25 protein-coding genes are annotated in these 22,430 nt (G+C 57.4%); 5 read left to right on the forward strand and 20 right to left on the reverse strand.

Annotation, left to right across the window (positions count from 1 at the left end; genetic code table 11):
- Positions 1 to 2 precede the first annotated feature (2 nt).
- From GOW04_RS15055 to GOW04_RS15080, 6 genes are all read right to left on the reverse strand, one after another.
- Positions 3 to 731 (reverse strand): SDR family oxidoreductase, encoded by a 729-nt coding sequence (locus GOW04_RS15055; protein WP_171233097.1) that lies wholly within the window; start codon positions 729 to 731, stop codon positions 3 to 5.
- Entirely contained in the window at positions 728 to 2,260 is a 1,533-nt protein-coding gene (locus GOW04_RS15060) for an ATP-dependent RecD-like DNA helicase (protein WP_171233098.1), read from the reverse strand. Before GOW04_RS15060 ends, GOW04_RS15055 begins: the two co-directional genes overlap by 4 nt.
- 60 nt (positions 2,261 to 2,320) lie before the next feature.
- On the reverse strand, positions 2,321 to 2,959 hold the full coding sequence (locus tag GOW04_RS15065; RefSeq protein ID WP_170346382.1) for an acyl-homoserine-lactone synthase: 639 nt from the start codon (positions 2,957 to 2,959) through the stop codon (positions 2,321 to 2,323).
- Between the two features lie 83 nt (positions 2,960 to 3,042).
- Positions 3,043 to 3,762, reverse strand: a complete 720-nt coding sequence (locus GOW04_RS15070) for a LuxR family transcriptional regulator (protein ID WP_171233099.1) — start codon at positions 3,760 to 3,762, stop codon at positions 3,043 to 3,045.
- Between the two features lie 369 nt (positions 3,763 to 4,131).
- The gene (ccrA, locus tag GOW04_RS15075; protein WP_170346380.1) at positions 4,132 to 5,415 is read right to left on the reverse strand and encodes a crotonyl-CoA carboxylase/reductase; all 1,284 of its coding nucleotides are present in this window, start codon (positions 5,413 to 5,415) and stop codon (positions 4,132 to 4,134) included.
- Positions 5,416 to 5,551: 136 nt separating this feature from the next.
- On the reverse strand, positions 5,552 to 6,916 hold the full coding sequence (locus GOW04_RS15080; RefSeq protein WP_171233100.1) for a 1-acyl-sn-glycerol-3-phosphate acyltransferase: 1,365 nt from the start codon (positions 6,914 to 6,916) through the stop codon (positions 5,552 to 5,554).
- Positions 6,917 to 7,060: 144 nt separating this feature from the next.
- Between GOW04_RS15080 and GOW04_RS15085 the strand changes: the two genes are divergently transcribed.
- From GOW04_RS15085 to deoD, 3 genes are all read left to right on the forward strand, one after another.
- On the forward strand, positions 7,061 to 9,028 hold the full coding sequence (locus GOW04_RS15085) for a protein meaA (RefSeq protein ID WP_171233101.1): 1,968 nt from the start codon (positions 7,061 to 7,063) through the stop codon (positions 9,026 to 9,028).
- 124 nt (positions 9,029 to 9,152) lie between these two features.
- Complete coding sequence (locus GOW04_RS15090) at positions 9,153 to 9,470, forward strand: H-NS family nucleoid-associated regulatory protein (RefSeq protein ID WP_171233102.1); 318 nt, start codon at positions 9,153 to 9,155, stop codon at positions 9,468 to 9,470.
- Positions 9,471 to 9,487: 17 nt separating this feature from the next.
- Positions 9,488 to 10,198: a purine-nucleoside phosphorylase gene (gene deoD, locus GOW04_RS15095; protein WP_171233103.1), complete on the forward strand. Its 711-nt coding sequence runs from the start codon at positions 9,488 to 9,490 to the stop codon at positions 10,196 to 10,198.
- A 37-nt stretch (positions 10,199 to 10,235) separates the two neighbouring features.
- On the opposite strand, the gene GOW04_RS15100 is transcribed toward deoD, so the two are convergent.
- From GOW04_RS15100 to GOW04_RS15165, 13 genes are all read right to left on the reverse strand, one after another.
- On the reverse strand, positions 10,236 to 11,099 hold the full coding sequence (locus GOW04_RS15100) for a DUF1989 domain-containing protein (protein WP_171233104.1): 864 nt from the start codon (positions 11,097 to 11,099) through the stop codon (positions 10,236 to 10,238).
- Positions 11,100 to 11,389: 290 nt separating this feature from the next.
- A complete protein-coding gene (locus tag GOW04_RS15110) occupies positions 11,390 to 11,530 on the reverse strand; it encodes a hypothetical protein (RefSeq protein WP_171119692.1) in 141 nt (46 codons plus the stop codon).
- Positions 11,531 to 11,651: 121 nt separating this feature from the next.
- The gene (locus tag GOW04_RS15115; RefSeq protein ID WP_171233105.1) at positions 11,652 to 12,431 is read right to left on the reverse strand and encodes a succinate dehydrogenase iron-sulfur subunit; all 780 of its coding nucleotides are present in this window, start codon (positions 12,429 to 12,431) and stop codon (positions 11,652 to 11,654) included.
- Positions 12,432 to 12,462: 31 nt separating this feature from the next.
- Complete coding sequence (locus tag GOW04_RS15120) at positions 12,463 to 13,089, reverse strand: sulfotransferase (RefSeq protein ID WP_152456841.1); 627 nt, start codon at positions 13,087 to 13,089, stop codon at positions 12,463 to 12,465.
- Between the two features lie 147 nt (positions 13,090 to 13,236).
- A complete protein-coding gene (locus GOW04_RS15125; RefSeq protein WP_171119694.1) occupies positions 13,237 to 13,836 on the reverse strand; it encodes a class I SAM-dependent methyltransferase in 600 nt (199 codons plus the stop codon).
- A gap of 25 nt (positions 13,837 to 13,861) precedes the next feature.
- Positions 13,862 to 15,667, reverse strand: coding sequence for a succinate dehydrogenase flavoprotein subunit (gene sdhA, locus GOW04_RS15130; protein ID WP_171233106.1), 1,806 nt, complete (start codon positions 15,665 to 15,667; stop codon positions 13,862 to 13,864).
- Between the two features lie 18 nt (positions 15,668 to 15,685).
- Positions 15,686 to 16,057, reverse strand: a complete 372-nt coding sequence (sdhD, locus tag GOW04_RS15135; protein WP_171233107.1) for a succinate dehydrogenase, hydrophobic membrane anchor protein — start codon at positions 16,055 to 16,057, stop codon at positions 15,686 to 15,688.
- Positions 16,058 to 16,070: 13 nt separating this feature from the next.
- A complete protein-coding gene (gene sdhC, locus GOW04_RS15140) occupies positions 16,071 to 16,457 on the reverse strand; it encodes a succinate dehydrogenase, cytochrome b556 subunit (RefSeq protein ID WP_152456838.1) in 387 nt (128 codons plus the stop codon).
- Positions 16,458 to 16,670: 213 nt separating this feature from the next.
- Positions 16,671 to 17,333 (reverse strand): DUF1194 domain-containing protein, encoded by a 663-nt coding sequence (locus GOW04_RS15145; protein ID WP_171233108.1) that lies wholly within the window; start codon positions 17,331 to 17,333, stop codon positions 16,671 to 16,673.
- Positions 17,334 to 17,387: 54 nt separating this feature from the next.
- Positions 17,388 to 18,416 carry a MaoC family dehydratase gene (locus GOW04_RS15150; RefSeq protein WP_171233109.1) on the reverse strand — a complete coding sequence of 343 codons (1,029 nt, stop codon included), beginning with the start codon at positions 18,414 to 18,416 and terminating at the stop codon, positions 17,388 to 17,390.
- Complete coding sequence (locus GOW04_RS15155) at positions 18,416 to 18,622, reverse strand: DUF1737 domain-containing protein (RefSeq protein ID WP_152456835.1); 207 nt, start codon at positions 18,620 to 18,622, stop codon at positions 18,416 to 18,418. The genes GOW04_RS15150 and GOW04_RS15155 overlap by 1 nt, the downstream gene beginning before the upstream one ends.
- 12 nt (positions 18,623 to 18,634) lie before the next feature.
- The gene (locus GOW04_RS15160; RefSeq protein ID WP_152456834.1) at positions 18,635 to 19,189 is read right to left on the reverse strand and encodes an NnrU family protein; all 555 of its coding nucleotides are present in this window, start codon (positions 19,187 to 19,189) and stop codon (positions 18,635 to 18,637) included.
- 6 nt (positions 19,190 to 19,195) lie between these two features.
- Positions 19,196 to 20,053: a CoA ester lyase gene (locus tag GOW04_RS15165; RefSeq protein WP_171233110.1), complete on the reverse strand. Its 858-nt coding sequence runs from the start codon at positions 20,051 to 20,053 to the stop codon at positions 19,196 to 19,198.
- Positions 20,054 to 20,223: 170 nt separating this feature from the next.
- On the opposite strand from GOW04_RS15165, the gene GOW04_RS15170 reads away from it, so the two are divergent.
- Positions 20,224 to 20,529: a hypothetical protein gene (locus tag GOW04_RS15170; RefSeq protein WP_171233111.1), complete on the forward strand. Its 306-nt coding sequence runs from the start codon at positions 20,224 to 20,226 to the stop codon at positions 20,527 to 20,529.
- Here the strand turns inward: GOW04_RS15170 and GOW04_RS15175 are convergent, their stop codons facing one another.
- Positions 20,530 to 21,285: a sulfite exporter TauE/SafE family protein gene (locus GOW04_RS15175; protein WP_171233112.1), complete on the reverse strand. Its 756-nt coding sequence runs from the start codon at positions 21,283 to 21,285 to the stop codon at positions 20,530 to 20,532.
- A gap of 167 nt (positions 21,286 to 21,452) precedes the next feature.
- Here GOW04_RS15175 and mdh point away from each other — a divergent pair, with 167 nt between their 5' ends.
- Positions 21,453 to 22,415, forward strand: a complete 963-nt coding sequence (gene mdh / locus GOW04_RS15180) for a malate dehydrogenase (RefSeq protein ID WP_171233113.1) — start codon at positions 21,453 to 21,455, stop codon at positions 22,413 to 22,415.
- Positions 22,416 to 22,430 lie beyond the last annotated feature (15 nt).

Below are 22,430 nucleotides of genomic sequence, written 5' to 3' on the forward strand. Positions count from 1 at the left end.
AGTCACCCTCGGCCGATATAGGGCATGGTCGTGGCCATGACGGTCATGAACTGCACGTTGGCCTCGGGCGGCAGGCTTGCCATATGCAGAACCGAACGCGCGGCGTCTTCCACGGCCATCGTCGGGTCTGGTGTTTCGCCCGCGGCTTGCGCCGCGTCCACAAGGCCCTGAACCATCTGCGTGCGCGCATTTCCGATATCGATCTGCCCGCAGGCAATTCCAAAGCGACGCCCATCCAGCGAAAGACTGCGCGTCAGCCCTGTAATGGCGTGCTTTGTGGCCGAATAGTGTACCGAATTCGGGCGCGGAACATGTGCCGCTATCGAGCCGTTGTTTATGATCCGGCCGCCCTGCGGGTTTTGGTGACGCATGATTTTGAAAGCTTCACGCGCGCATAGGAACATGCCGTTCAGGTTCACGTTGACGCTTTGATACCAATCGTCCAGAGCGATCTCGTCGATCGTGCCGCCCGGCGCAAAGATCCCGGCGTTGTTGAACAGAACATCCAGCCGCCCGGTGCGGTCTGTAAAAGACCGAAAAGCCCGTTCAACCGCATTCGGGTCGGTCACATCCGCAGGCAGGACGGTGGCTGCCTGATGCTCTTTTGCCAGAGCTTCCAGTTTGTCTTTGCTGCGCGCCAACAGCCCGACCGTCCACCCTTGGGACAAGAACAGCAGGGCCGTTGCCCGGCCGATACCTGAACTGGCACCCGTTACGATGATGGATTTCATGTCTCTTCCGTCTCCAATGTCAGCGAAGCCGCCGGAATCGCCCTCAAGTCATCCACACGCAGGGGGTGCGTGGGTTTCGACAGGCGATTGCGAACCACCCAGATCAGCCGCTCTTGCGCGCGCGTGATCGCGACATATGCCAAACGCTTCCACAATGGCTGTCCGGCCTCGGTCCGGCCCATGCGAGCGGCGGCATAGAGATCCGGAGCGAACACCTGAACCGTATCCCATTGTGACCCCTGCGCCTTGTGGATCGTCACGGCGGCCCCGTGCAAAAAGGTCGCCCCCATGCGGGCGGCATAGGGAATGAACGGCTCTTCCTCGTCCGGTTTTTCGATCTGAACAATGGACGCGGCGCTGACCTGCGGGTCTTCGGCCCCCATCACGTGAAGACGCGAGAACCCCGGCTTTCGTCCCGGCCCCAGATATACTACCTGAGCTCCTTTGATCAGCCCCCGCGCCTCAAGGTCCAGCCGTTTCTTGCGATGTTTCAAGGGCAATTCGATCCCATCACAAATAAGCGGTTCACCTTCCAGCAATTCCGTATCCGGTGCGCCGTGAACTTGCCTGAAGGCCTGTATCAAACGAATGCGCGTGGCGTTGCGCCAGACGAGAACCGGGCTTCGGGCCATCAGATCGACCTCAACCCGCTGGCCCCAGACAACCCGGTCATCCCGACGGGCTGTTTCTTCGATCAGTCGCTCGAAATCCTCGAAGCCCATTGCCGGGTCAGCCAGCGCATGCGCAAGATCCAGAATTGGGTTGTCTGCATCCTGGCGGTGCACGCGCTGAAGTGTCAGCTTCCGGGGCTCGGGCAAAGCCTCGAACACCATGCTGCCGGACTGATTTACCGGTGCCAGCTGAGCCGGATCGCCGAACAACAGAAGGGTCGGGAAAATCTCTTTGAGATCATCGAACTGGCGGTCATCCAGCATCGACGCCTCGTCGACGAACCCGATATCCAGCGGTTCGTCACGGCGCTTCCACCCTGTGATGAAATCCGACCCTCGCAAACCGGCGGCGGCCAGCGCCCCGGGGATAGATTTGTTGTTTTGGTAAAAAGCAGCCGCACGATCCAAGGCTTCATCCGTCAAACCTTCGATATCGGGGCGTTCGTCATTGCCAGCCAGCCATTCCGCAATACGCTCGTATTCCGGATCATAGACCGGCGTGTACAATATGCGATGAATCGTGGTCGCAGGCACGCCGCGCAATCGCAGAACGCTTGCAGCCTTGTTCGTCGGGGCCAGGATAGCAAGGCTGCGCTTGTCTTTCGATTTGCGGCTTTCATAATCGCCGGACACGATCTGAACACCCGTCTCTGCCAGTGCCTTGTACAGCTCGGCCAACAGCAGCGTTTTGCCCGAACCAGCCTTGCCGATCACGGCCATCACACCTGATTTTCCTGCGCCTGGCAGTTTCAGAAGGGCATCATCTTCGAGATCAACACCCGCTGCCCGCAGCATCTCGGCGATGCTATCATATGCGGCGGCCTGATCATCTGAGAACGTTACATTCGGCAAGGACATGGCGCGACCCTACAGGGCCGCGCCGACCACCACCAGATGTGGATTGGCGTTTTCCGACACTTAAGCGGACAGGGCGAACCGGTGCTGTTTCTTCGGCCCGAACGCGGCCTTGAACCACATCCGAGACAGGTCGCGCGGGATGCCCGCACGCGCGGCCACTCTGTTGCAGTCGTCCGCGGAATAGGGCCACAATCCGACTGAAATCTGATCGCGTCCGCTGCCCTGGGTTCCCAGAACCTCGGGCGATGACCCGATCAGGCGATAGATTCTGATCATTCTTGCATCGAATACGCCGGCGATATGCGTCAGGCCGAAACCTTCCATCATTTCACCGCCGCTCAACATGATGGCGCCGGCAGTATGCGGGCTGGCTGTTCGGGACAGGCAGAACCGGGTGACCTCCCAGATCAGGGGGCTACAAATCGGCTTGCCGCCATTCAGATGACCAAAAACCTCGTTGATCATCACCCGACCGGTCGTAGGCAATACACGCATCGACCCTCCGTGGCTGCCATCCGGCTCTTCCCAGATGACATAAAGCGGATTGAGATCATCGTATTCGTCCCGTTCTTCGCCCTTCTCGTTGACGTGGACATCCCACCCCAACCGGGTCTTGAACTGATCCGCGCGATCCTTGAACATCCCCTCTGCCAGAGTCGGAAATCTGTGTAACTCATCGGCATATAGATAACGCAACATGACTTGTTCCCCTTGTCGTCCTGTGCAGGAACGAAGGGAGTACAGAGTCGTGGTTAATTTTGCGTGTGGAGGCCGTTCGGCTCTTAAACCACTATTAATCCCCGGCTGAGTGCCGTGGCGATTGCGTGGGTTGTGTTATGTGCGCCCAGCTTTGAGCGCGCGCTTTCAATGTAAACGCGCAACGTATGCTCGGAAATCGTCAGGGAATGGGCCACTTGGGCGCGGCTGTATCCCAACGCCAACAGTGTGATCGCGTCGATTTCCCTTGGCGACAAGCTGCGCGGGCAGTCCGGCTGCCTGTCTTTTTCAAACTCCAGCGCCTTGCGATTTATGTAATGCGCAACAAGAATCAAATCACGCCCGTAAGTCGAGATAAAGTTCTTCCAGGTTTGATCATCACAACTGTGGTTGACCGTGAACAGGGCGAACTGACCATTTGGACCCCGAATTGGGATAGAATACCCCTGATTGCCAACGCCATGGCTTTGCGCATCCAGAAGGAAGGCTTTCGCCACCTTGCCGGACCAATCCAGAGACTTCCAGTCAACCGGGTGAAACCGCTGGAAACACCCCAAGATCACAGGGTCGATACGGTGATAGTTTTTTTCCCTGTAACGCTCATCCCAAGCGTCTGAATAGGTGGTGTAGCCGTATTGATCTCCGGCACCGTCAACCCAGTGATACGTCAGGTGCTCGACCTTCAACGCGTCCCGCAAACGCTCCGCTACGGCGCTGAGTTCTTCAAGCGTGCTGGTGTTTTCCAAATCCTGAAGGATTTGACCCAAATCGACCTTCGTTGCCATCCGCGGGCGCCCGTACCTCGTTCTTCAAGGACGCAATCTCGGCAGCCGCGATCAGTCTTGTGTCATCAAGCTGCTCTGCAAGCGCGCTCAAACCATTCGCAACGGCGAAAGCATTGAGGTCCGACAATACGTCCAATATCCACTCATTTTGCGCCATCAGGGTCTCTCTGAAACAGTTAACGAAGGGTTAACACAACCATAACATGTATGATCTTTTTCAGCCTATTCGCCGGTTTCTACTCCCCAAAAATAGCGATGGGCAAAAATGCAAACATTTGAAAGATCGTCAGAGGCCTGAAAAACACAAAACACCCGCGAACCAACAAGGTGATTCGCGGGTGTTTTTTTGTCTACAACCCTGGCGGGTTATCAACCTGCGTCCAGGACTTCCTCGAGGGTACGCAGACCAGTACGCGGCGCCTGAACAAGAACGGACATATTGCCCGGCTTGTGCTCGTTCCGCAGCATTTTCATGTGTGCTTCAGGCAGGTCATTCCAGGTGAACACTTCGGACATGCAGGGATCCAGACGACGCTCGACCATCAGTTTGTTCGCGGCTGCCGCCTGCTTCAGATGAGCAAAGTGCGAGCCCTGCAAACGCTTTTGGTGCATCCACATGTAGCGCACATCGAATGTACAGTTGAAACCCGATGTTCCAGCGCAAATCACGACCATACCGCCTTTTTTCACAACGAAGGTCGACACCGGGAAAGTGCTTTCACCCGGGTGTTCGAACACCATGTCAACATTGTTGCCTTTGCCGGTTATGTCCCAGATCGCCTTGCCGAATTTGCGGGCCTCTTTGAACCATTCGGCATATTCCGGTGTGTTGACCGTGGGCAATTGTCCCCAGCAGTTGAAATCACGACGGTTCAGAACACCTTTGGCGCCCAGACCCATAACGAAATCACGCTTGCTTTCGTCTGAAATCACACCGATCGCATTTGCGCCGGCGGTATTGATCAATTGGATCGCATAGGAACCCAGGCCCCCGGATGCACCCCAGACCAGGACGTTCTGACCCGGTTTCAGATCGTGTGGCTCGTGGCCAAACAGCATCCGGTATGCGGTTGCCAGCGTCAGGGTGTAGCACGCCGCTTCTTCCCATGTCAGATGCTTGGGGCGCGGCATAAGCTGCTGAGCCTGCACGCGCGTGAACTGGCTGAACGAGCCATCCGGCGTTTCATAACCCCAGATCCGCTGGCTGGGCGAATACATCGGATCACCGCCGTTGCATTCCTCGTCATCGCCGTCGTCCTGGTTGCAGTGGATCACAACCTCATCGCCAACTTTCCAGCGCTTCACCTTGTCGCCAACGGCCCAAACGATGCCCGACGCATCCGAACCCGCGATGTGGTAGGGTGCCTTGTGCCCATCAAACGGGCTGATCGGCTGCCCCAGAGCGGCCCAGACGCCGTTGTAGTTGACCCCTGCGGCCATAACCAGAACCAGCACTTCGTTGCTGTCCAGGGTCGGAACATCCACAACTTCCTGCTGCATGGCGGTGTTCGGTTCACCATGACGTTCTTTGCGGATGGCCCAAGCGTACATTTGCTTTGGGACATATCCCATGGGCGGGATTTCACCCATTTCATACAGATCTTTTTCAGGTGCCTCGTACGACGCGATACCACTTTCGGTGTCCAAAGCCATGCCGGCCTCCTCTGTTCAGTGCCTTTGCCGCGACGCAGAATCGCGCGCTTCACAGACTGGAATATTGGGCGCTGAGTAATATTGCAACCGTTTTTGGCGCCATATTGTAATTTTATGACCCAGCGGTTGCAGAAAGTTATTTTGCGGACGCAGAAATTCGGTCACCTGAATCCGCCGGGACGGATGCGGCGTAATAGTCCAGAAGATCGCCGCGCTGACCTGATACGGACAGCATGTTCCCCTGTCGGTTCAGAATCCGGCGTTCAACCAGTTGATCCAAAGCATTTGATATGGCCTGCGAATTGTCCTTGGTCTGCGGATCATCGCGCTCCATCATCTGTCGGATTTGTGACAGCACGTCTTCTTCGGACATCGGGCCCTTGTCGCGCACCAGCAAACAGGCCGCTGGTGCCGGCACAAGCGGAATAGCATGCTGGATACGCTGCATCAGCGCCCGGGCCAAATCCGTCATCATGTCGTCGCTGCCCTTGGCTCGGAATTCTCTCAGAGAGATCGGCCTGCCGTACCGGACGGACGCCAAACCGAACCGCTTGTATCGGCCGATCAAACGACGCCAGATCTGTTTCACTATCCAGCGCGTGATGACGCCGATCCGTGCGCGAAACCGCCGCTCTGTTCCAAGTGCCGCGCGGGTCAGGATGGTGTCTTCCAACACACGGTCGTAATTCAGGGCAACCGGGACAAACACCACATCGCGCCCCTGTGGCGACGTTCCATCCATAATGTATTTGAGCAGTCCAAGCTTGGGGCGCGCAATGGCCCCGGTCAGGCTCAGCCCACCTTCTGGAAACATGGCTTGAGTTACGCCGGCTTCGGTTGCGTGGCGTACATAGGTGGACAGAACCTGACGATAGAGTTCGCTGCCGGACTTGCGCCGGATAAAATACGCCCCCATCGCCCGGATCAATCGGCTGAGCGGCCAGACCCGGGCCCACTCTCCTACAGCATAAGACAGTGCAGAATGTCGGGCTGCAAGATACGTGACCAAAACGTAATCCATGTTGCTCCGGTGGTTCATGACAAAGACAACCGTAGCTTCGGGGTCAATGTTCCTGACGGATTCTTCGTCCTGGTAGCTAAGCCGTACCTCGTAGAATGTGTTGCTCAGCAAGCGGGCCAACCGGATCGCAAAGCTGAAATAGGCGAAGGCCGAAAATGACGGAACGATCTCTCGGGCATAACGACGTGCCTGCTCCGAGGCGACGGCCTCGGGCATGCCGGTTTCACGGGCATGTTGCTGAACCGCCTGGCCGACCTGCGGATCATAAATCAAGCGCTGGATCATGTCGTGTCGACGCGCCAACTTGAAGGGCTGGATTGGGCGTTGAAGGCGCTGGTTCAGGCGCGCCACCGCACGTTCCAACCTGCGACGGAAAAACCAGCGGACGGACGGAAACAGGAAATGCGATGCGAAAGTGACCATGGCAAAGACCACGATCAGCACGAAAAGCCAAAGCGGAAGTTCCACGGTTTGCGTCATGGCGGCAGATTGCCACCAATCACAGCTGCCCACAATCTGAACAATTGCGGCATGCCGCAACGCAGCGAATTGACATGTCCCGAAAATTGCGCTTTAGAACCTCAAGACGAAATTTTATTGCCCACTGAAACGCGAGGCCCCGCTATGACGCAGACGCAGAAAGATCGCCCCTGGCTCATCCGAACCTATGCCGGTCATTCCACGGCCAAAGCCTCGAACGCACTTTATCGGGGGAATCTTGCGAAAGGCCAAACCGGCCTGTCGGTGGCCTTCGATCTGCCCACTCAAACGGGCTATGACAGCGACCACACTTTGGCCCGCGGTGAAGTCGGCAAGGTTGGTGTGCCGGTCTGTCATCTGGGCGACATGCGGGTTCTGTTCGACCAGATCCCGCTGGAGCAGATGAACACCTCGATGACGATCAACGCCACTGCGCCATGGCTTTTGGCGCTTTATATCGCCGTCGCGGAAGAGCAAGGCGCGGATGTATCCAAACTACAGGGCACGGTTCAAAACGACCTGATCAAGGAATACCTGAGCCGCGGCACTTATGTTTGCCCGCCCAAGCCGTCGCTCAAGATGATCGCGGACGTGGCCGAGTATTGCTATACCAATGTTCCGAAATGGAACCCGATGAACGTGTGCTCGTATCACCTGCAAGAGGCGGGTGCGACGCCAGAGCAGGAACTGGCATATGCCCTGGCCACTGCCATCGCCGTGCTGGACGAATTGCGCCCACGTGTACCTGCCGAGGATTTTCCGGCGCTCTGCGGCCGGATTTCCTTTTTTGTGAATGCCGGCATCCGCTTTGTCACTGAAATGTGCAAAATGCGAGCCTTCGTGGATCTTTGGGATGAGATCCTGCAACAACGCTATGGCGTTGAAAATCCGAAATTCCGTCGATTCCGCTATGGCGTGCAGGTGAACTCTCTGGGTCTGACCGAGCAGCAGCCCGAAAACAACGTCTATCGCATCCTGATCGAGATGCTGGCCGTAACCCTGTCGAAGAATGCCCGAGCCCGAGCGGTGCAGTTGCCCGCCTGGAACGAAGCGCTGGGTCTGCCGCGCCCATGGGACCAGCAGTGGTCGATGCGGATGCAACAGATCTTGGCCTACGAAACCGATCTGCTGGAATACGATGACCTGTTCGATGGCAACCCCGCTGTCGATGCCAAGGTAAAAGAGCTGAAAGAAGGCGCGCGGGCCGAACTGGCCAACCTGGATTCGATGGGCGGCGCGGTCGCTTCGATCGAATACATGAAGTCCCGACTGGTGGATTCCAACGCTGAACGCCTGAACCGGATCGAGCGCAACGAAACCGTTGTCGTCGGTGTGAACAGATGGATCGAAGGCGAGGCATCACCGCTTCAAACCGAAGACGGTGGCATCATGGTTGTTGATCCCGCCGTGGAACAAGAACAGATCGACCGCCTGAATTCGTGGCGCGCAGAACGGGACGAAGCGGCCGTAACCGCGGCCCTGGCCGCGCTGCGCGAAGCGGCACAGACCGGGGCAAACATCATGGAACCGTCCATTGCAGCCGCAAAGGCCGGCGCGACGACGGGCGAATGGGCCGAAGAAATGCGCAAAGTCTATGGAACCTATCGCGGCCCAACTGGTGTTTCGGGGTCTGTTTCGAACAAGACCGAAGGGCTGGACGACCTGCGTGCCGCCGTTGATGCCGTCAGCGACAAGCTGGGCCGGCGTCTGAAGTTCCTTGTAGGCAAACCCGGACTGGACGGCCATTCCAACGGTGCCGAACAGATCGCCTTCCGAGCCCGCGATTGCGGTATGGATATCAGCTATGAGGGCATTCGCCTGACACCCGAAGAAATCGTTGCGGCCGCCCGCGAAGATGACGCGCATGTCATTGGACTGTCGATCCTGTCCGGCAGCCACCTGCCACTGGTCAAAGACGTCATGGAACGTCTGCGGCAGGCGGGGTTGTCTCATATCCCAGTCGTGGTGGGTGGTATTATTCCGGACGAAGATGCCGAAAAACTGAAATCCATGGGTGTGGCCAAGGTCTACACCCCGAAAAACTTCGAACTCAATTCGATAATGGGCGATATTGTTACTCTGGCGGATCCGCGGAACCTCGCGGCAGAGTAAATTAGCTGCAAGGCACTTTTTCTCCTGTTTCCGTCTCTGAAAAATTCGGGATGGAATAAGCTGATATTTGGAATTACGGTGCGCGCTCATGTGCACCGTAATTATTATCTGATGGAGAAGAATGATGGGGATCAATCTTGAGAATATGTCACGCAAAGACCTTTTGGCTTTGCGCAATGACATTGAGAAAGCTTTGATCAGGGCAGAAAAACGCGAACGTCAGGAAGCTTTGAGAGCCGCAGAAAAGGCTGCGGCAGAATTCGGCTTCTCTTTGTCTGAGCTGTCCGGAGAAGCGTCTCGCAGCGTTAAGCCAACAAAAACAAAGGCTAAATACCGCAACCCGGAAAATCCAGATCAAACTTGGACCGGTCGCGGCCGCAAGCCTCAATGGGTGCATGACGCGCTGACCGCAGGCGTGGATATTTCTGATCTGGAAATCTAATCTGAGCGTTTTTGAAAATGACAATTCATATTGGCGCCGAAAAAGGCGAAATAGCTGAAACCGTTCTTTTGCCCGGTGATCCCTACCGGGCGAAATGGGCGGCCGAAACGTTTTTGGACGATGTCAAACAGGTCAATAACGTTCGGGGAATGCTTGGCTTTACCGGAAACTGGAAGGGAAATCCTGTGACAATTCAGGGAAGCGGCATGGGAATGCCGTCTCTTTCCATTTATGTAAACGAGTTGATCCGCGAATACGATGCGAAAACCCTGATCCGCATCGGATCCTGCGGGGGGATGCAGGACGGCGTCAAAATTCGTGACGTTATTCTGGCCATGACATCAACCACGCTGAGCACGCCGTCGCGCGGCATCATGAAAGAGCTCAACTTTGCGCCCTGCGCCGATTGGGGGCTGCTGCAAGCTGCCGCCACCGCGGCTGCCGCCAAGGGTACGCCGACCCATGTTGGTGGAATTTACTCGTCAGATGTCTTTTATGACGAGCGTCCAGATCTCAATGAACAGATGGTGCGTCACGGCATTCTGGGGGTCGAGATGGAAGCGGCCGAACTTTACATCCTGGCGGCGCGCCACAAATGCCGCGCCTTGGCCGTTCTCACTGTTTCCGACCACCTGTTGACCGGAGAGGCTCTGCCATCGTCAGAACGTGAAAGCAGCTTTGGTGAAATGGTGGAAATCGCGCTTCAGGCTGCGTTCCCCAACAGCTGATGGTGGGCAGGCACGAGGAAACGGGTGCCTGCCGTTGCTAACGCCCGTGCGAGCGATCATAACCATTGCTCGCAGGGCTGTCCCACCCCTTCAAATCACCATTGGCAGGCGCGAACACCTCGACCAGCAAGGGGTAGCATGCAGCCGTGTCCGAGGAATGCTCCGAGGAACAATCTCCGCCCGGGCAGGCGCTGAGGTTGCCCAGCAAATCAATCTCGGCAAAAAATTCCAGAAAATCTCCGGGGCGCACGGGTGAGGCTTTCATGAAGTACTGACCCGTGTCGCGGGTGAAACCGGTACACATGAAGACGTTCAGTACGTCGTGCACCGCTGGTTCGGCTTCGGCCAGCGGAATATTGAGGTGATCCGCAAGCGCGCGGGTCAGGTTGGAATGGCAACAATGGTGGTATTGCGTACCGGACAAAAGGTTGCCCGTATACGGATCGCATCGCGTACCGATGACGTCATGAACCGACCCCCCATAGGAATCGATCCCGTACCACTCCAGCGTATCCGCAATAATCGTGGCCATCGGGCGCAGATGAGGAAAACTGGACCACATCCGCTCTCCGGTGGTCAGATGCGTGCCATGCAGCGCCCTGGTTTTTCCGGAATAGAAGCGTTCTGAAAGGTCGTTTCGGTTCCAGAGGTTCAGATCGCCAACCTGCGGCCCCTCGACGGAAGTGATGCGAAAGAAATGGCCGGCAGGCACTTCAAAACAACGCGCATCGCGTGGCGGCACCAGCACTTCGCCCGTTTTGCTTGCGCGTGCTCGAAGGGACTTCATCCAAGGTACATCCGGTCGCGGCAATGCCTCGTTCCGGTAACAGATGACAGGGGCAACCGCGCGACGGGCTTCGGCATCTTCGGGCGGTTGTAGAGTGTTTTCTGAAACGGTCATGCCGGGCAGAGTGGCGTATTATTCAGCCCTCGGAAAGCCCTATCTTTCAGGGGTCACGCGCCTTCAAGCACCGCAATGGTTGGTCCAACGCAGTTATTTCGGCACCGCAGAAGCTGCACCGCCAGATGCCGTGGCTCTTGTCCTGCCGCCACCTGCAATCACGTGTCAGCCCGGAATGGCGCGAGCGCCAGAGGAAATAGGCAAACACGCCGGCCGCCAGAAGAAGCAGAAGAACAGGCATCCCTCTGCTTTGCCGATAAACCTTCAGTTTGCAAGCCTTGCCGCCTGTATCAGGCTGCGTTTGCGTATTCGAAAAGCTCTGGTTCCTTGTCAGCCTTCGCAGGTTCGGGCGTGTAATAGGCCCATGCCTGTTCAAGCAGTTCCAGCGCGTCTTGGGCGTCGGTTTTCCGTTTGGATGTGTCTTTGCTCATTGGAGTGATCCTGACTAAAGCTCATCACTCCTCCCTGCCCAAAAAATAAGGCAATGCAGCCGGGGCTGCATCGCCTATTTATGCAAGATGGACATGCGAAAATCGCAAATCGGGTCTGTGTTTAGACCGCGCGCTCGACCATCATCTTCTTGATCTCGGCAATCGCCTTGGCCGGGTTCAGACCTTTCGGGCAGGTCTTGGCACAGTTCATGATGGTGTGACAGCGGTAGAGTTTGAACGGATCTTCCAGCTCATCCAGACGTTCACCGGTGGCTTCATCCCGGCTGTCGATGATCCAGCGATAGGCATGCAGCAAGGCCGCAGGGCCAAGATAGCGGTCGCCATTCCACCAGTAGCTGGGGCATGAGGTCGAGCAGCTGGCGCACATCACGCATTCATAGAGACCGTCCAGCTTCTTGCGATCTTCGATGGATTGTTTCCATTCCTTCGCAGGGCGATTGGTCTTGGTTTCCAGCCACGGCATGATGGACGCATGCTGGGCATAGAAATGAGTCAGATCAGGGATTAGGTCCTTGACCACTGGCATATGCGGCAGCGGATAGATTTTCACATCGCCCTTGATCTCATCCATGCCATAGATACAGGCCAACGTGTTGATCCCGTCGATGTTCATCGCGCAAGATCCGCAGATGCCTTCGCGACAGGACCGTCGGAATGTCAACGTCGGATCGATCTCGTTTTTGATCTTGATCAGCGCGTCCAGCACCATCGGACCGCACGTATCCATATCAACGAAATAGGTGTCGACACGCGGGTTCTGCCCGTCATCGGGGTTCCAACGATAGATCTGGAACTTGCGCACGTTCGTGGCGCCGCCCGGCTTTGGCCAGGTCTTGCCGGTGGTAATCCGGGAATTCTTGGGCAGGGTCAGTTGAACCATGTCAATTCTCCATTCAGCACAAGGCCGCCTTTCAGCCTGTCCGGGCGCATTCAGACGCCCCTCGGTTATAATGCCCCCAATGGGCGATGTTCACGTCGAAATCCGGCGAAAGCCAATCCGCAAAGCTTTGCGGATCGTCCCGGTCGATATCAAAGCGCAGAAAGCGCGGGTTGTCGTCAAAGAAAGCTTCGACCTCGGAATGGTGCACGTCATACATACGCGCCCAGCCCCGTTTTACCTCGTCGGCCGTCTGTCCATTGGCCTTGCAGCATCGCTCTAGGTACCTACCGCCGGAATGGTTGGCACGTGATGCGATCCAGTCATCGCGATTGCGCGTGTTCAGCAAGAAATAGGCGTCGGGGTAAGCTGCGTGCAGCTCTCGAAAGAACCGCGCGCCGTCCAGCATGAAGCGCGAATTGACAAAGGCGATATCGGTGAAGGCCCGGACGGCACCGAACCCATCCAGCGGTCTGCGCCCCATGGCAATATTGGTTACCATGCGGTGTGCAAGGTTTAGACCCTGTTCATCTTCCCAATGCACCGAAGGAATCCCGTTGTTCTGAAACAGCTTGTGAAACGAGGTCGTCGCGCAGCGGTTCAAGCCGATCAGGATGATCTTGGGATCGCTTTGCCCGGATTGGAGTTTCTCGACCGTCATTGCAAGCACCAGCAAGGCATATGCCGCGATGCGCCTGGGATTTCACCATGACTTGCGCTTTTTTGAACGCCCTTCCGGAATGTGACTGGATCAAAAGCGGCTTGTTTGGCTTTCCGGGTCGATATGGTGCTTGCGCCAGTCACACGTTCAACTCCGCTCGAACACTTTGAACGCGGCAAAGCTGTTCTTTGAGGCATGCGCATGCCCTTTGACGGCAAACGGGTTCTCTTCTTCACAATAGAGCTGCCAGCCGGGCATGAATTCTTCAACCCACAGGGAATACGGGCGATGGCGCACATGCTGGTTGGAAGGGTTCTGGTCAAAATCAGACGAATAGATAACGACAAAACGCTTTGCCAGCCCGAACAACCGCCGCATGTAGTTCTCGAAAACGCTGTCTTCGGTCAGATGATAAATGACATCCAGCGAAAGAGAAACGTCATGCGGCTCAACCTCGGAATCGGCGTTTTTGAACACCCAATTGGGGCGGGATCGAAAAACTTCGTTGCAGCGACGAACGCAGAGGTCCGAGACATCAAGACCGGTATATTTCGGGATATCAAACAATTGCGCCTGATTTCCGTCGCCCGATCCCAATTCTACAACCGAGTCCACGCCTTCCATCTCGACCATCGTGTTGATGAAATTCGCTTTGTAGACGGCAAGACGCCCGTAAGACCCCGCTCCCGAGGTCTTGCCGCGCTCATATCGGCGTTGCCAATAATCGGTCGAAGAAAACTCTGCCATCTCGCCCCTGTTCCTGACCCGCCCTTTAGAACGTCCGCGCTTTGGGCGCGATTTTCTGCAAGCTGATACCGCCTTGGTCCTCGGTCGTCAGCGGATCAACGATGACCGGACGATAGCTAAGCTCAACCTTGCTGCCCTCAACCCGGCTGACCGTGTGAACACGCCAGTTTTCGTCATCACGCTCGCTGAAGTCCTCATGCGCGTGGGCCCCTCGGGATTCCTTGCGGGCCTCGGCGCCGACGATGGTGGCAAGCGCGTTTGGCATCAGGTTGGTCAGTTCAAGGGTTTCCATCAGATCGCTGTTCCAGACCAACGAACGGTCTGTGACCTTCAGGTCGTCCATCTTTGCGGCAATCGCCGTCATCTTCTCGACGCCTTCGGCCATGGTCTTGGCGGTTCGGAACACGGCCGCATCCGCCTGCATGGTCTTTTGCATCTCAAGCCGAAGATCAGCGGTTGGGATTGAACCGCTGGCGTTACGCACCGCATCAAAACGGTCAAACGCCTTGTCGACCGACGCCTGGTTCAGAACCGGGTTGGGGGATTCGGCGTCGACAACCTTGCCAGCCCGGATCGCTGCCGCCCGGCCAAAGACCACAAGGTCAATCAGCGAGTTCGACCCCAGTCGGTTCGCACCGTGGACCGAGGCACAACCGGCTTCGCCAACGGCCATCAAACCGGGAACAACCGCAGTCGGATCGTCGGCAGTCGGGTTCAGAACCTCACCCCAATAGTTCGTGGGGATACCGCCCATGTTGTAATGCACGGTGGGCAGAACCGGGATCGGTTCCTTCGTGACATCCACACCCGCAAAAATCTTGGCGCTTTCCGAGATGCCGGGCAGGCGCTCCGCCAGAGCCTCGGCAGGCAAGTGGCTGAGGTTCAGGTGAATGTGATCCCCTTCGGCCCCTACGCCACGTCCCTCGCGGATTTCCATGGTCATCGAGCGCGAAACGTAATCGCGCGGTGCGAGGTCCTTGTACTGGGGCGCATAGCGCTCCATGAACCGTTCACCTTCCGAGTTTGTCAGGTACCCGCCCTCGCCGCGCGCGCCTTCGGTGATCAGACAGCCCGAACCGTAGATGCCGGTGGGGTGGAACTGAACGAATTCCATATCCTGCAAGGCCAGCCCAGCACGGGCCACCATGCCGCCGCCATCACCGGTGCAGGTATGGGCCGAGGTCGCACTGAAATAGGCACGGCCGTAGCCACCCGTAGCCAGCACCACCATCTTGGCGTTGAAGACATGCATGGTGCCATCGTCCAGCTTCCAGCAGACGACACCCTGACACTGACCGTCTTCGGACATGATCAGGTCGATGGCGAAATACTCGACATAGAACTCGGCGTTGTTCTTCAGCGACTGCCCGTACAGAGTATGCAGGATCGCATGGCCGGTCCGGTCGGCGGCTGCGCAGGTGCGCTGTACCGCAGGACCTTCTCCGAATTCAGTGGTGTGTCCACCGAAGGGGCGCTGATAGATCTTACCCTCTTCTGTCCGGCTGAACGGAACGCCATAGTGCTCCAGCTCGTAGACCGCCTTTGGCGCCTCGCGGGCGAGGTACTCCATCGCGTCGGTATCGCCCAACCAGTCCGAGCCCTTGACGGTATCGTACATGTGCCATTGCCAATGGTCGGGGCCCATATTCGATAGCGACGCGGCAATGCCACCCTGCGCGGCCACGGTATGAGAACGGGTTGGGAAAACCTTGGTCACGCAGGCCGTACGCAGGCCTTGTTCCGCCATACCCAATGTTGCCCGCAGACCGGCCCCACCGGCGCCGACAACGACCACGTCATATTCATGCGTTTCGTATTCGTATGCAGCCATTTCTTTCAGCTCCGGGAATTAAAGGGCAATGCGCGCGATGGCGAAGATGCCGGCCGCAGCCGCACCATAGGACAGGCAGGTCACCAGAATGATCAGGACCTTTTCAAGCATGCCGTGAACATAGTCTTCAAGCATCACCTGCGCACCGTCTGTGAAGTGTTTGAAGCCAACCGCCAGCGTCAGTGCTGCCACGATGGCCGGGAAGGGCCGCGAGTAGTATTCAAGCACCACGTCAAACGGCTGACCCAGAACCGGGCCGAAGGTGAAAACAAACAAAGGCACAAGGATCAGCAGAGCCACCGAGCTGACTTTCATCGCCCAGAAATGAGCGGTGCCGGATTTCGCCGAGCCGAGGCCAGCGGCGCGTTTGCGGTCGGTCAGATAACGCATGTCAGGCCTCCAATCACGCGACGATGACAAGGGTCAGAAGGGTCAGCACGACCGATCCGATGACAACGGCCCAGCCCAGCTTTGTCGCTGTGGGAAGGTCCAGCCCAATAGCATTGTCCCAGATCAGGTGCCGTACACCGGCCAGCGTGTGATACCAAAGACCCCATACGGACAGAGCCATCACCAGATCGCCAAGCACCGAAGTAATCACTCCGTTCGCAACGGCGAAGGCCTCGGGCGACGTTGCTGCGGCCAGAAACCACCAGACGATCAGCAGCGCCGCCAGCAGTAGCGCGTTTCCGGTGATGCGTGTCAGGATGGATGTGACCGACGTCAGCTGTGGACGATAGATCGACAGGTGCGGCGAAAGTGGGCGGTTGCCCCGATTTACATCGGCCATGGCGGCTCCTTTTCGGTTGGCTACCGAACGTTTTACTGTTTTTTGCGACACTGTCACGTGCTGCGGGTGCAAAAACCACTAAATTCAGCGCAATTTGACGGATTATTCCGGTATGTGATCACACAAAATATTGTCGTGATCACATTTAACATTCCCCTTCATCAATGTTAGCGATTTCAAACCAAAGGCATGTGATCACGAATCTCCTGACTGTCATTTCAGGCCCGCCGTTTGCTGCGTCACTTCGCGCAGCAGTTTCTTGCGAATTCGCTCCGGGTAGTCCGCGAAGCCCGAGGCCGAAACGACAAAAGCGCCTTCACCCACGATGACATTCTCAAAGAAATAGGCCGTCAGGTCCGGTTCACTTTCTTCGATGGCCAACGCATTGACGACAATGCCGCGGTTGCGCAAAGCCGCGTGAACTTGCGTCGGTTCGACGCCTTCATTGGATACGCCGTCCCCCGACAGATCGATCAGTCGCCGTTTGCAATCGGAAACGGACTCAAATGCGTCCAGCGTCGTGTGCAGCGCCTCGCCAATCGCGGTCGAGAAGTTCCGCCAGATGCGTGGATCTTCGGCAACCTGATCGGCAAAACGATCCAGCGCCGCGAAACTGTCGACTCGGGTCCAGGGGATCGTGACCTGCTGGCGCGACGACCCGGTCCATTGCACCAGCATCAACTGCGCCTGACCACGAACCAATGCCTCGGACACGATCGGGTCGCGCAGACCAGCGGCCAGCCCGTCCATCTGGATACGAAACTCGCTGGCGTCGACCGAGCCGGAAACGTCAACCGCCAGGGCCAGCGCCAGATCGCAGGCCTGAGCCGCCGGCGCCAGACAAACGCTGATCAATATCGCGCGCAGAATATGCATGGTGCAAGCCTAGCACGGCTTGCATGCGAATGGCTCACAATACCGTCAGCACGCCTATTGCGGCATGAGCGCCCAATAGTCGAGGTCCAGAAGCACATCCGGCAAATACCGGCCCTCGTCATTCTTCAACTCGAACGGATCACCACCCTTTGTCGCCACCAGACGCAGGCGGATCGCACCCACGCCGGGAACACCGGTTTCCGCCTTATCCAGAACTTCGGACCAGGCCTTGATCGTGTCGCCCGCGAAACACGGGTTGGCATGCGCGCCGCCATTCAGGCCGACAATCATCTGCGCGTTCGCAAGCCCATTGAACGACAACGTCCGCGCCATCGAGATCACGTGCCCGCCATAGATCAACCTGCCTTCCGGGCGGAACGTCAGGTCGAAATGCACCTTGGCGGTGTTCTGCCACAATCGCGTGGCCAGCATGTGTTCGGCCTCTTCCACGGTGACGCCGTCCACGTGGTCGATTTTCTCACCGATCTCATAATCGCCCCAACGATGCGCTTCACCGGCCAAAGCGAAATCGTAATTCGAGAAATCCAGACCTTCGGGCACGATCAGATCCTGGGGCGTCAAGGCCTTCTTCAATTCTGGAACAACCGTTTCGGGCGCTGGCGCATTCACGTCTGCCTTGCGCACCATCACCCAACGGACATATTCGATGACGACTTCGTCCAATTGGTTCAATCCACGGGTGCGGACCCAGACGACACCTGTTTTCCCGTTGGAATTCTGTTTGACGCCAATCACCTCGGACACAGATCGCAGGGTGTCACCGGCGTAGACGGGTTTCAGCCAGCGGCCTTCGCCATAGCCAAGATTGGCAACCGCGTTCAACGAGACATCCGGAACCGTTTTACCGAACACCAGATGAAACGCCGCCAGATCATCAAGAGGACTTTCCGGCAAACCGCAATCTCGGGCAAATTCGTCCGAAGAATACAGCGCGTGACGCGCGGGATAAAGCGCGTGATACAAACCGCGTTCGCCCTCGGTCACTGTGCGCGGCACGGCGTGTTGCAACACCTGCCCTACGGAATAATCCTCGAAAAATCGACCCGGATTTGTTTTTACCATTACTGCTGTCCCAGTTTCATGTCGGGGGAATAGTCGGCTTCGACCTCTTTGGTCACAGCCTGCGCACACCGCATTACATTGTTGGCTGAGTCGAAGGCATAGGACGGGTCGCCGTACAGCTCCCATCCCTTCGCCAGCGCATCTGACACCTTGTGGCAGAAGGCTGACGTGTCTTCTTCGGTCAACAAACGATAGAGTTTCGCCATGGGGTCAGGTCCTCATGAGCCAAACGGAGACGGACCGACCAGGCCGTGGATATATCCGATAACCCCCAGCAGCACGATCGACGCCACAAAGAACATCGCATCCTTGCCATAGGTACCCGGCTCACTGGGCGTCCAGTCGGGTTCGGCCTTGTTGATCACAACTACTTCGACCACGGCCCATGCCAGAAGACCGCCGAACAGGATGATCGAGGCCAGATCTCCGTTCACCAGCAAATGCGCAAAGGCCCACAGCTTGAATCCACCCAGCATCGGATGGCGAAGCTTGTTCAGCACCCGGCCTTTGGTGCCCGCGGGGCTCATCATGAAGATCGCGATCAGAACCAACAGATTATTGACGTGAATCAGAAAGGTCGGCGGTGCCCAGACATAAATGAAGTCGGTCATGCGATAGCCGAACACCATCAACAGGATCGACGCGACCAGCGCCAGGGCTACTGCCCCCTTGCCCCCGTCGCCCATCGCGGCGCGGCGTTCAGGTGCCACGCGTTTGAACAGATGCGCGGCCCACCACAGCGCCACGCCTAAAATAAGAAGAACAAAGCCCATGCTGGCTTACCCCGCTTGCAAAGCTGAAATCGCCTCTGCTTTTGCCAGAATTTCACGGGCCGTTGCAACGTGCAGGTTTTCAACGATCTTGCCATCCACGACGGCAACACCCTGCCCTTGCGCTTCGGTCTCTTCGAATGCCGAAATTTGGCGTCGGGCCAGATCGATCTCGTCATCCGATGGTGCGAAGGCCGTGTTGGCCACATCGACCTGGGCCGGATGGATCAGTGTTTTGCCATCAAAGCCCATGTCGCGGCCCTGCGCACACTCGGCGGCCAGACCCTCGGCATCCTTGAATGCGTTGTACACTCCATCGATGATGATCAGCCCTTCGGCCTTGGCGGCCAGCAGGCACAGACCCAGCGAAGTCATCATCGGCAGGCGATCGGGACGAAAGCGGGTTTGCAGCTCTTTGGCCAGATCGTTTGTGCCCATCACGAACCCGGCCATCAGCGGATGCGCGGCGATCTCGGCAGCGTTCAGCATTCCGCGCGGCGTTTCCATCATGGCCCAGATCGGCAATTCTCCGGTGATCGCCGCCAGAGCATCCACGTCAGCCGCCGAATTCACCTTGGGCAACAGGACAGCATCGGCATCCATGTCGCGCACCGCCTCGGCATCGGCACGCCCCCATTCGGTGTCCAGCCCATTGATCCGGACGATCTTGACCCGCGCACCATAACCCCCAGCAGCCAAGGCCCCTTTCAGCGTTTCGCGAGCGTTTTCTTTTTCGTCCGCTGCAACTGCATCTTCCAGGTCGAAGATGATCGCATCCACAGGCAAAGAACGGGCCTTGTCCAGGGCCCGGTCCTTCGAGCCAGGAATGTAGAGAACCGAACGATAGGGGCGCAGACGAGGATCCATGGACCACTCCCATTGAAATAAAGTTGCGCGGAATGGGACATTTTTTGCAGGAAAGTTCAAGCACAAAATCGCCGCACCGCAGCAAACCCGACGCAACGTGCGTTCCCTTAACCGGATTTCGTCCCTTGCCACCCACCCTGATCGGCAGTTGGAATCAAAAAGGGTACGGGATGCAAAAGACGGTGTTCAAGATGACGATGGGGCTTGGGATCATGGTCCTGGCCGCGCAACATGTGCACGCTCAGGGTCAAAACTGTGCGCCCAGAGAAGCTGTGCTGGAACGGTTGCACGAGGCCTATGGTGAAACGCGCAGGGGTTTGGGGCTGGCCCGGAAAGGCGCCGTCATGGAGCTTTTTGCCTCGGACGAAACCGGCAGCTGGACGATCACGGTGACGTTGCCCAACGGGATCACCTGCCTTGTGGCTTCGGGTCAGGCTTTTGAAGAGGTGGCCGAGGCGCTGCCACCCAATGCCTGATCAGGTAAGCGCGTCCCAGATCAGCTTGCTGCCGGTGAGCGTCAGCAGCACATAGGCAAGCCCGAAGAACAGGCGTTCGGACAACATGAAATGTGCCCGGACGCCCAGCCATGCCCCCAGAATCGCAAAGGGTGCCAGCAGAAAATCCGCCCATAACGTCTGCCATGTGAACATACCCAGATACGCATAAGGTATGAATTTCGCGATATTGATCACCCAGAAAACCAGTACCGTACTGGCTTGAAATTCCGTTTTCGTCAGGCGTTGCGACAATAGATAGACCGCTGCCGGGGGGCCACCGGCATGGCTGACGAAACTTGTGAAACCCGCGACCAGCCCGGCAAACAAACCGGAAGACGGCGGCAGTCGCCTGGCAAACCCGCGCACCCACCCTTTCGACTGCGCGATGTGCCAGATTACGAACCCGACCGAGATGCCACCAATCAGCAGACGCAACAGATCATCATCTGTTGCACGATAAAGCCACGCACCCATCGCCACACCGGGCACGGCGCCAAGGATCAGCAGACGGGAATCCGGCCAGCTCCACCGCCTCCAATAGGGACCCAAAGTGGCCACGTCGATCACCATCAAGATCGGCAGCATCAGGGCCAAAGCCTGCCCGGGCGTCAGGATCAAGGCCAGAATCGACGACGAGGCAAAGGCCACGCCGGAACCGAAACCGCCCTTTGAAATACCGGCAAAGATCACGGCAGGGATCGCCACGGCAAAAAACATCAAGTTCAATTCGAACATGTGACAGTCCCGGTTTTGGCTTGTCTCAAAGGCCGTTTAGCGCAATCAAAGCGGGGCCTGCAAACAGTATGCGGTTGTATGCCACGTCGCAGAACTCTTGCCTATTGACGTTTTAACGACTAGCACAACCGCGATTTCAATACCGACCGGATATGGAGAAATTCCAAATGGCCAGACCCAAGATTGCGCTGATCGGCGCGGGGAACATCGGCGGCACGCTCGCACATCTCGCAGCTGTCAAAGAACTGGGTGACGTTGTCCTGTTTGACATCGCAGACGGGCTGCCTCAAGGCAAGGCGCTCGACATCGCTGAATCCGGCCCTTCGGAAGGGTTCGACGCCTCGATGAAAGGCACCAGCGACTATGCCGATATCGCTGGCGCGGATGTTTGCATCGTGACCGCAGGCGTGGCCCGCAAACCGGGCATGAGCCGCGATGATCTGCTGGGCATCAACCTGAAAGTCATGAAGTCGGTTGGTGAAGGCATCGCAGCCCACGCACCCGAAGCGTTCGTTATCTGCATCACCAACCCGCTGGACGCGATGGTCTGGGCCTTGCGCGAATTCTCGGGCCTGCCGCACAACAAGGTCTGCGGCATGGCAGGGGTGCTTGACTCGGCGCGCTTTGCACACTTCCTGTCGGAAGAGTTCAACGTCTCGATGCGCGACGTCACCGCCTTCGTTCTGGGCGGCCACGGCGACACCATGGTGCCGTCGGTCCGTTACTCGACCGTTGCCGGTATTCCGCTGCCTGATCTGGTCGAGATGGGCTGGACCACGCAAGAGAAACTGGACGCCATCGTGCAGCGTACCCGTGACGGCGGCGCCGAAATCGTTGGCCTGCTGAAAACCGGTTCGGCCTATTACGCGCCTGCAACGTCGGCGATCGAAATGGCCGAAGCCTATCTGAAAGACCAGAAGCGCGTTCTGCCCTGCGCGGCCTACTGCAACGGCGAACTGGGCGTAGACGGGCTCTATGTCGGCGTTCCGACCGTGATCGGCGCTGGCGGCGTCGAGCGTATCGTTGACATCAAGCTGAACGAAGACGAGCAGGCAGGGTTCGACAACTCGGTGAACGCCGTGAAGGGTTTGATCGACGCGTGCAAGGGCATCGACAGCTCGCTGGCATAAAACAACCCTGAACTT

It is taken from the genome of Ruegeria sp. HKCCA4812 (genome assembly GCF_013034245.1).
Lineage (GTDB): Bacteria > Pseudomonadota > Alphaproteobacteria > Rhodobacterales > Rhodobacteraceae > Ruegeria.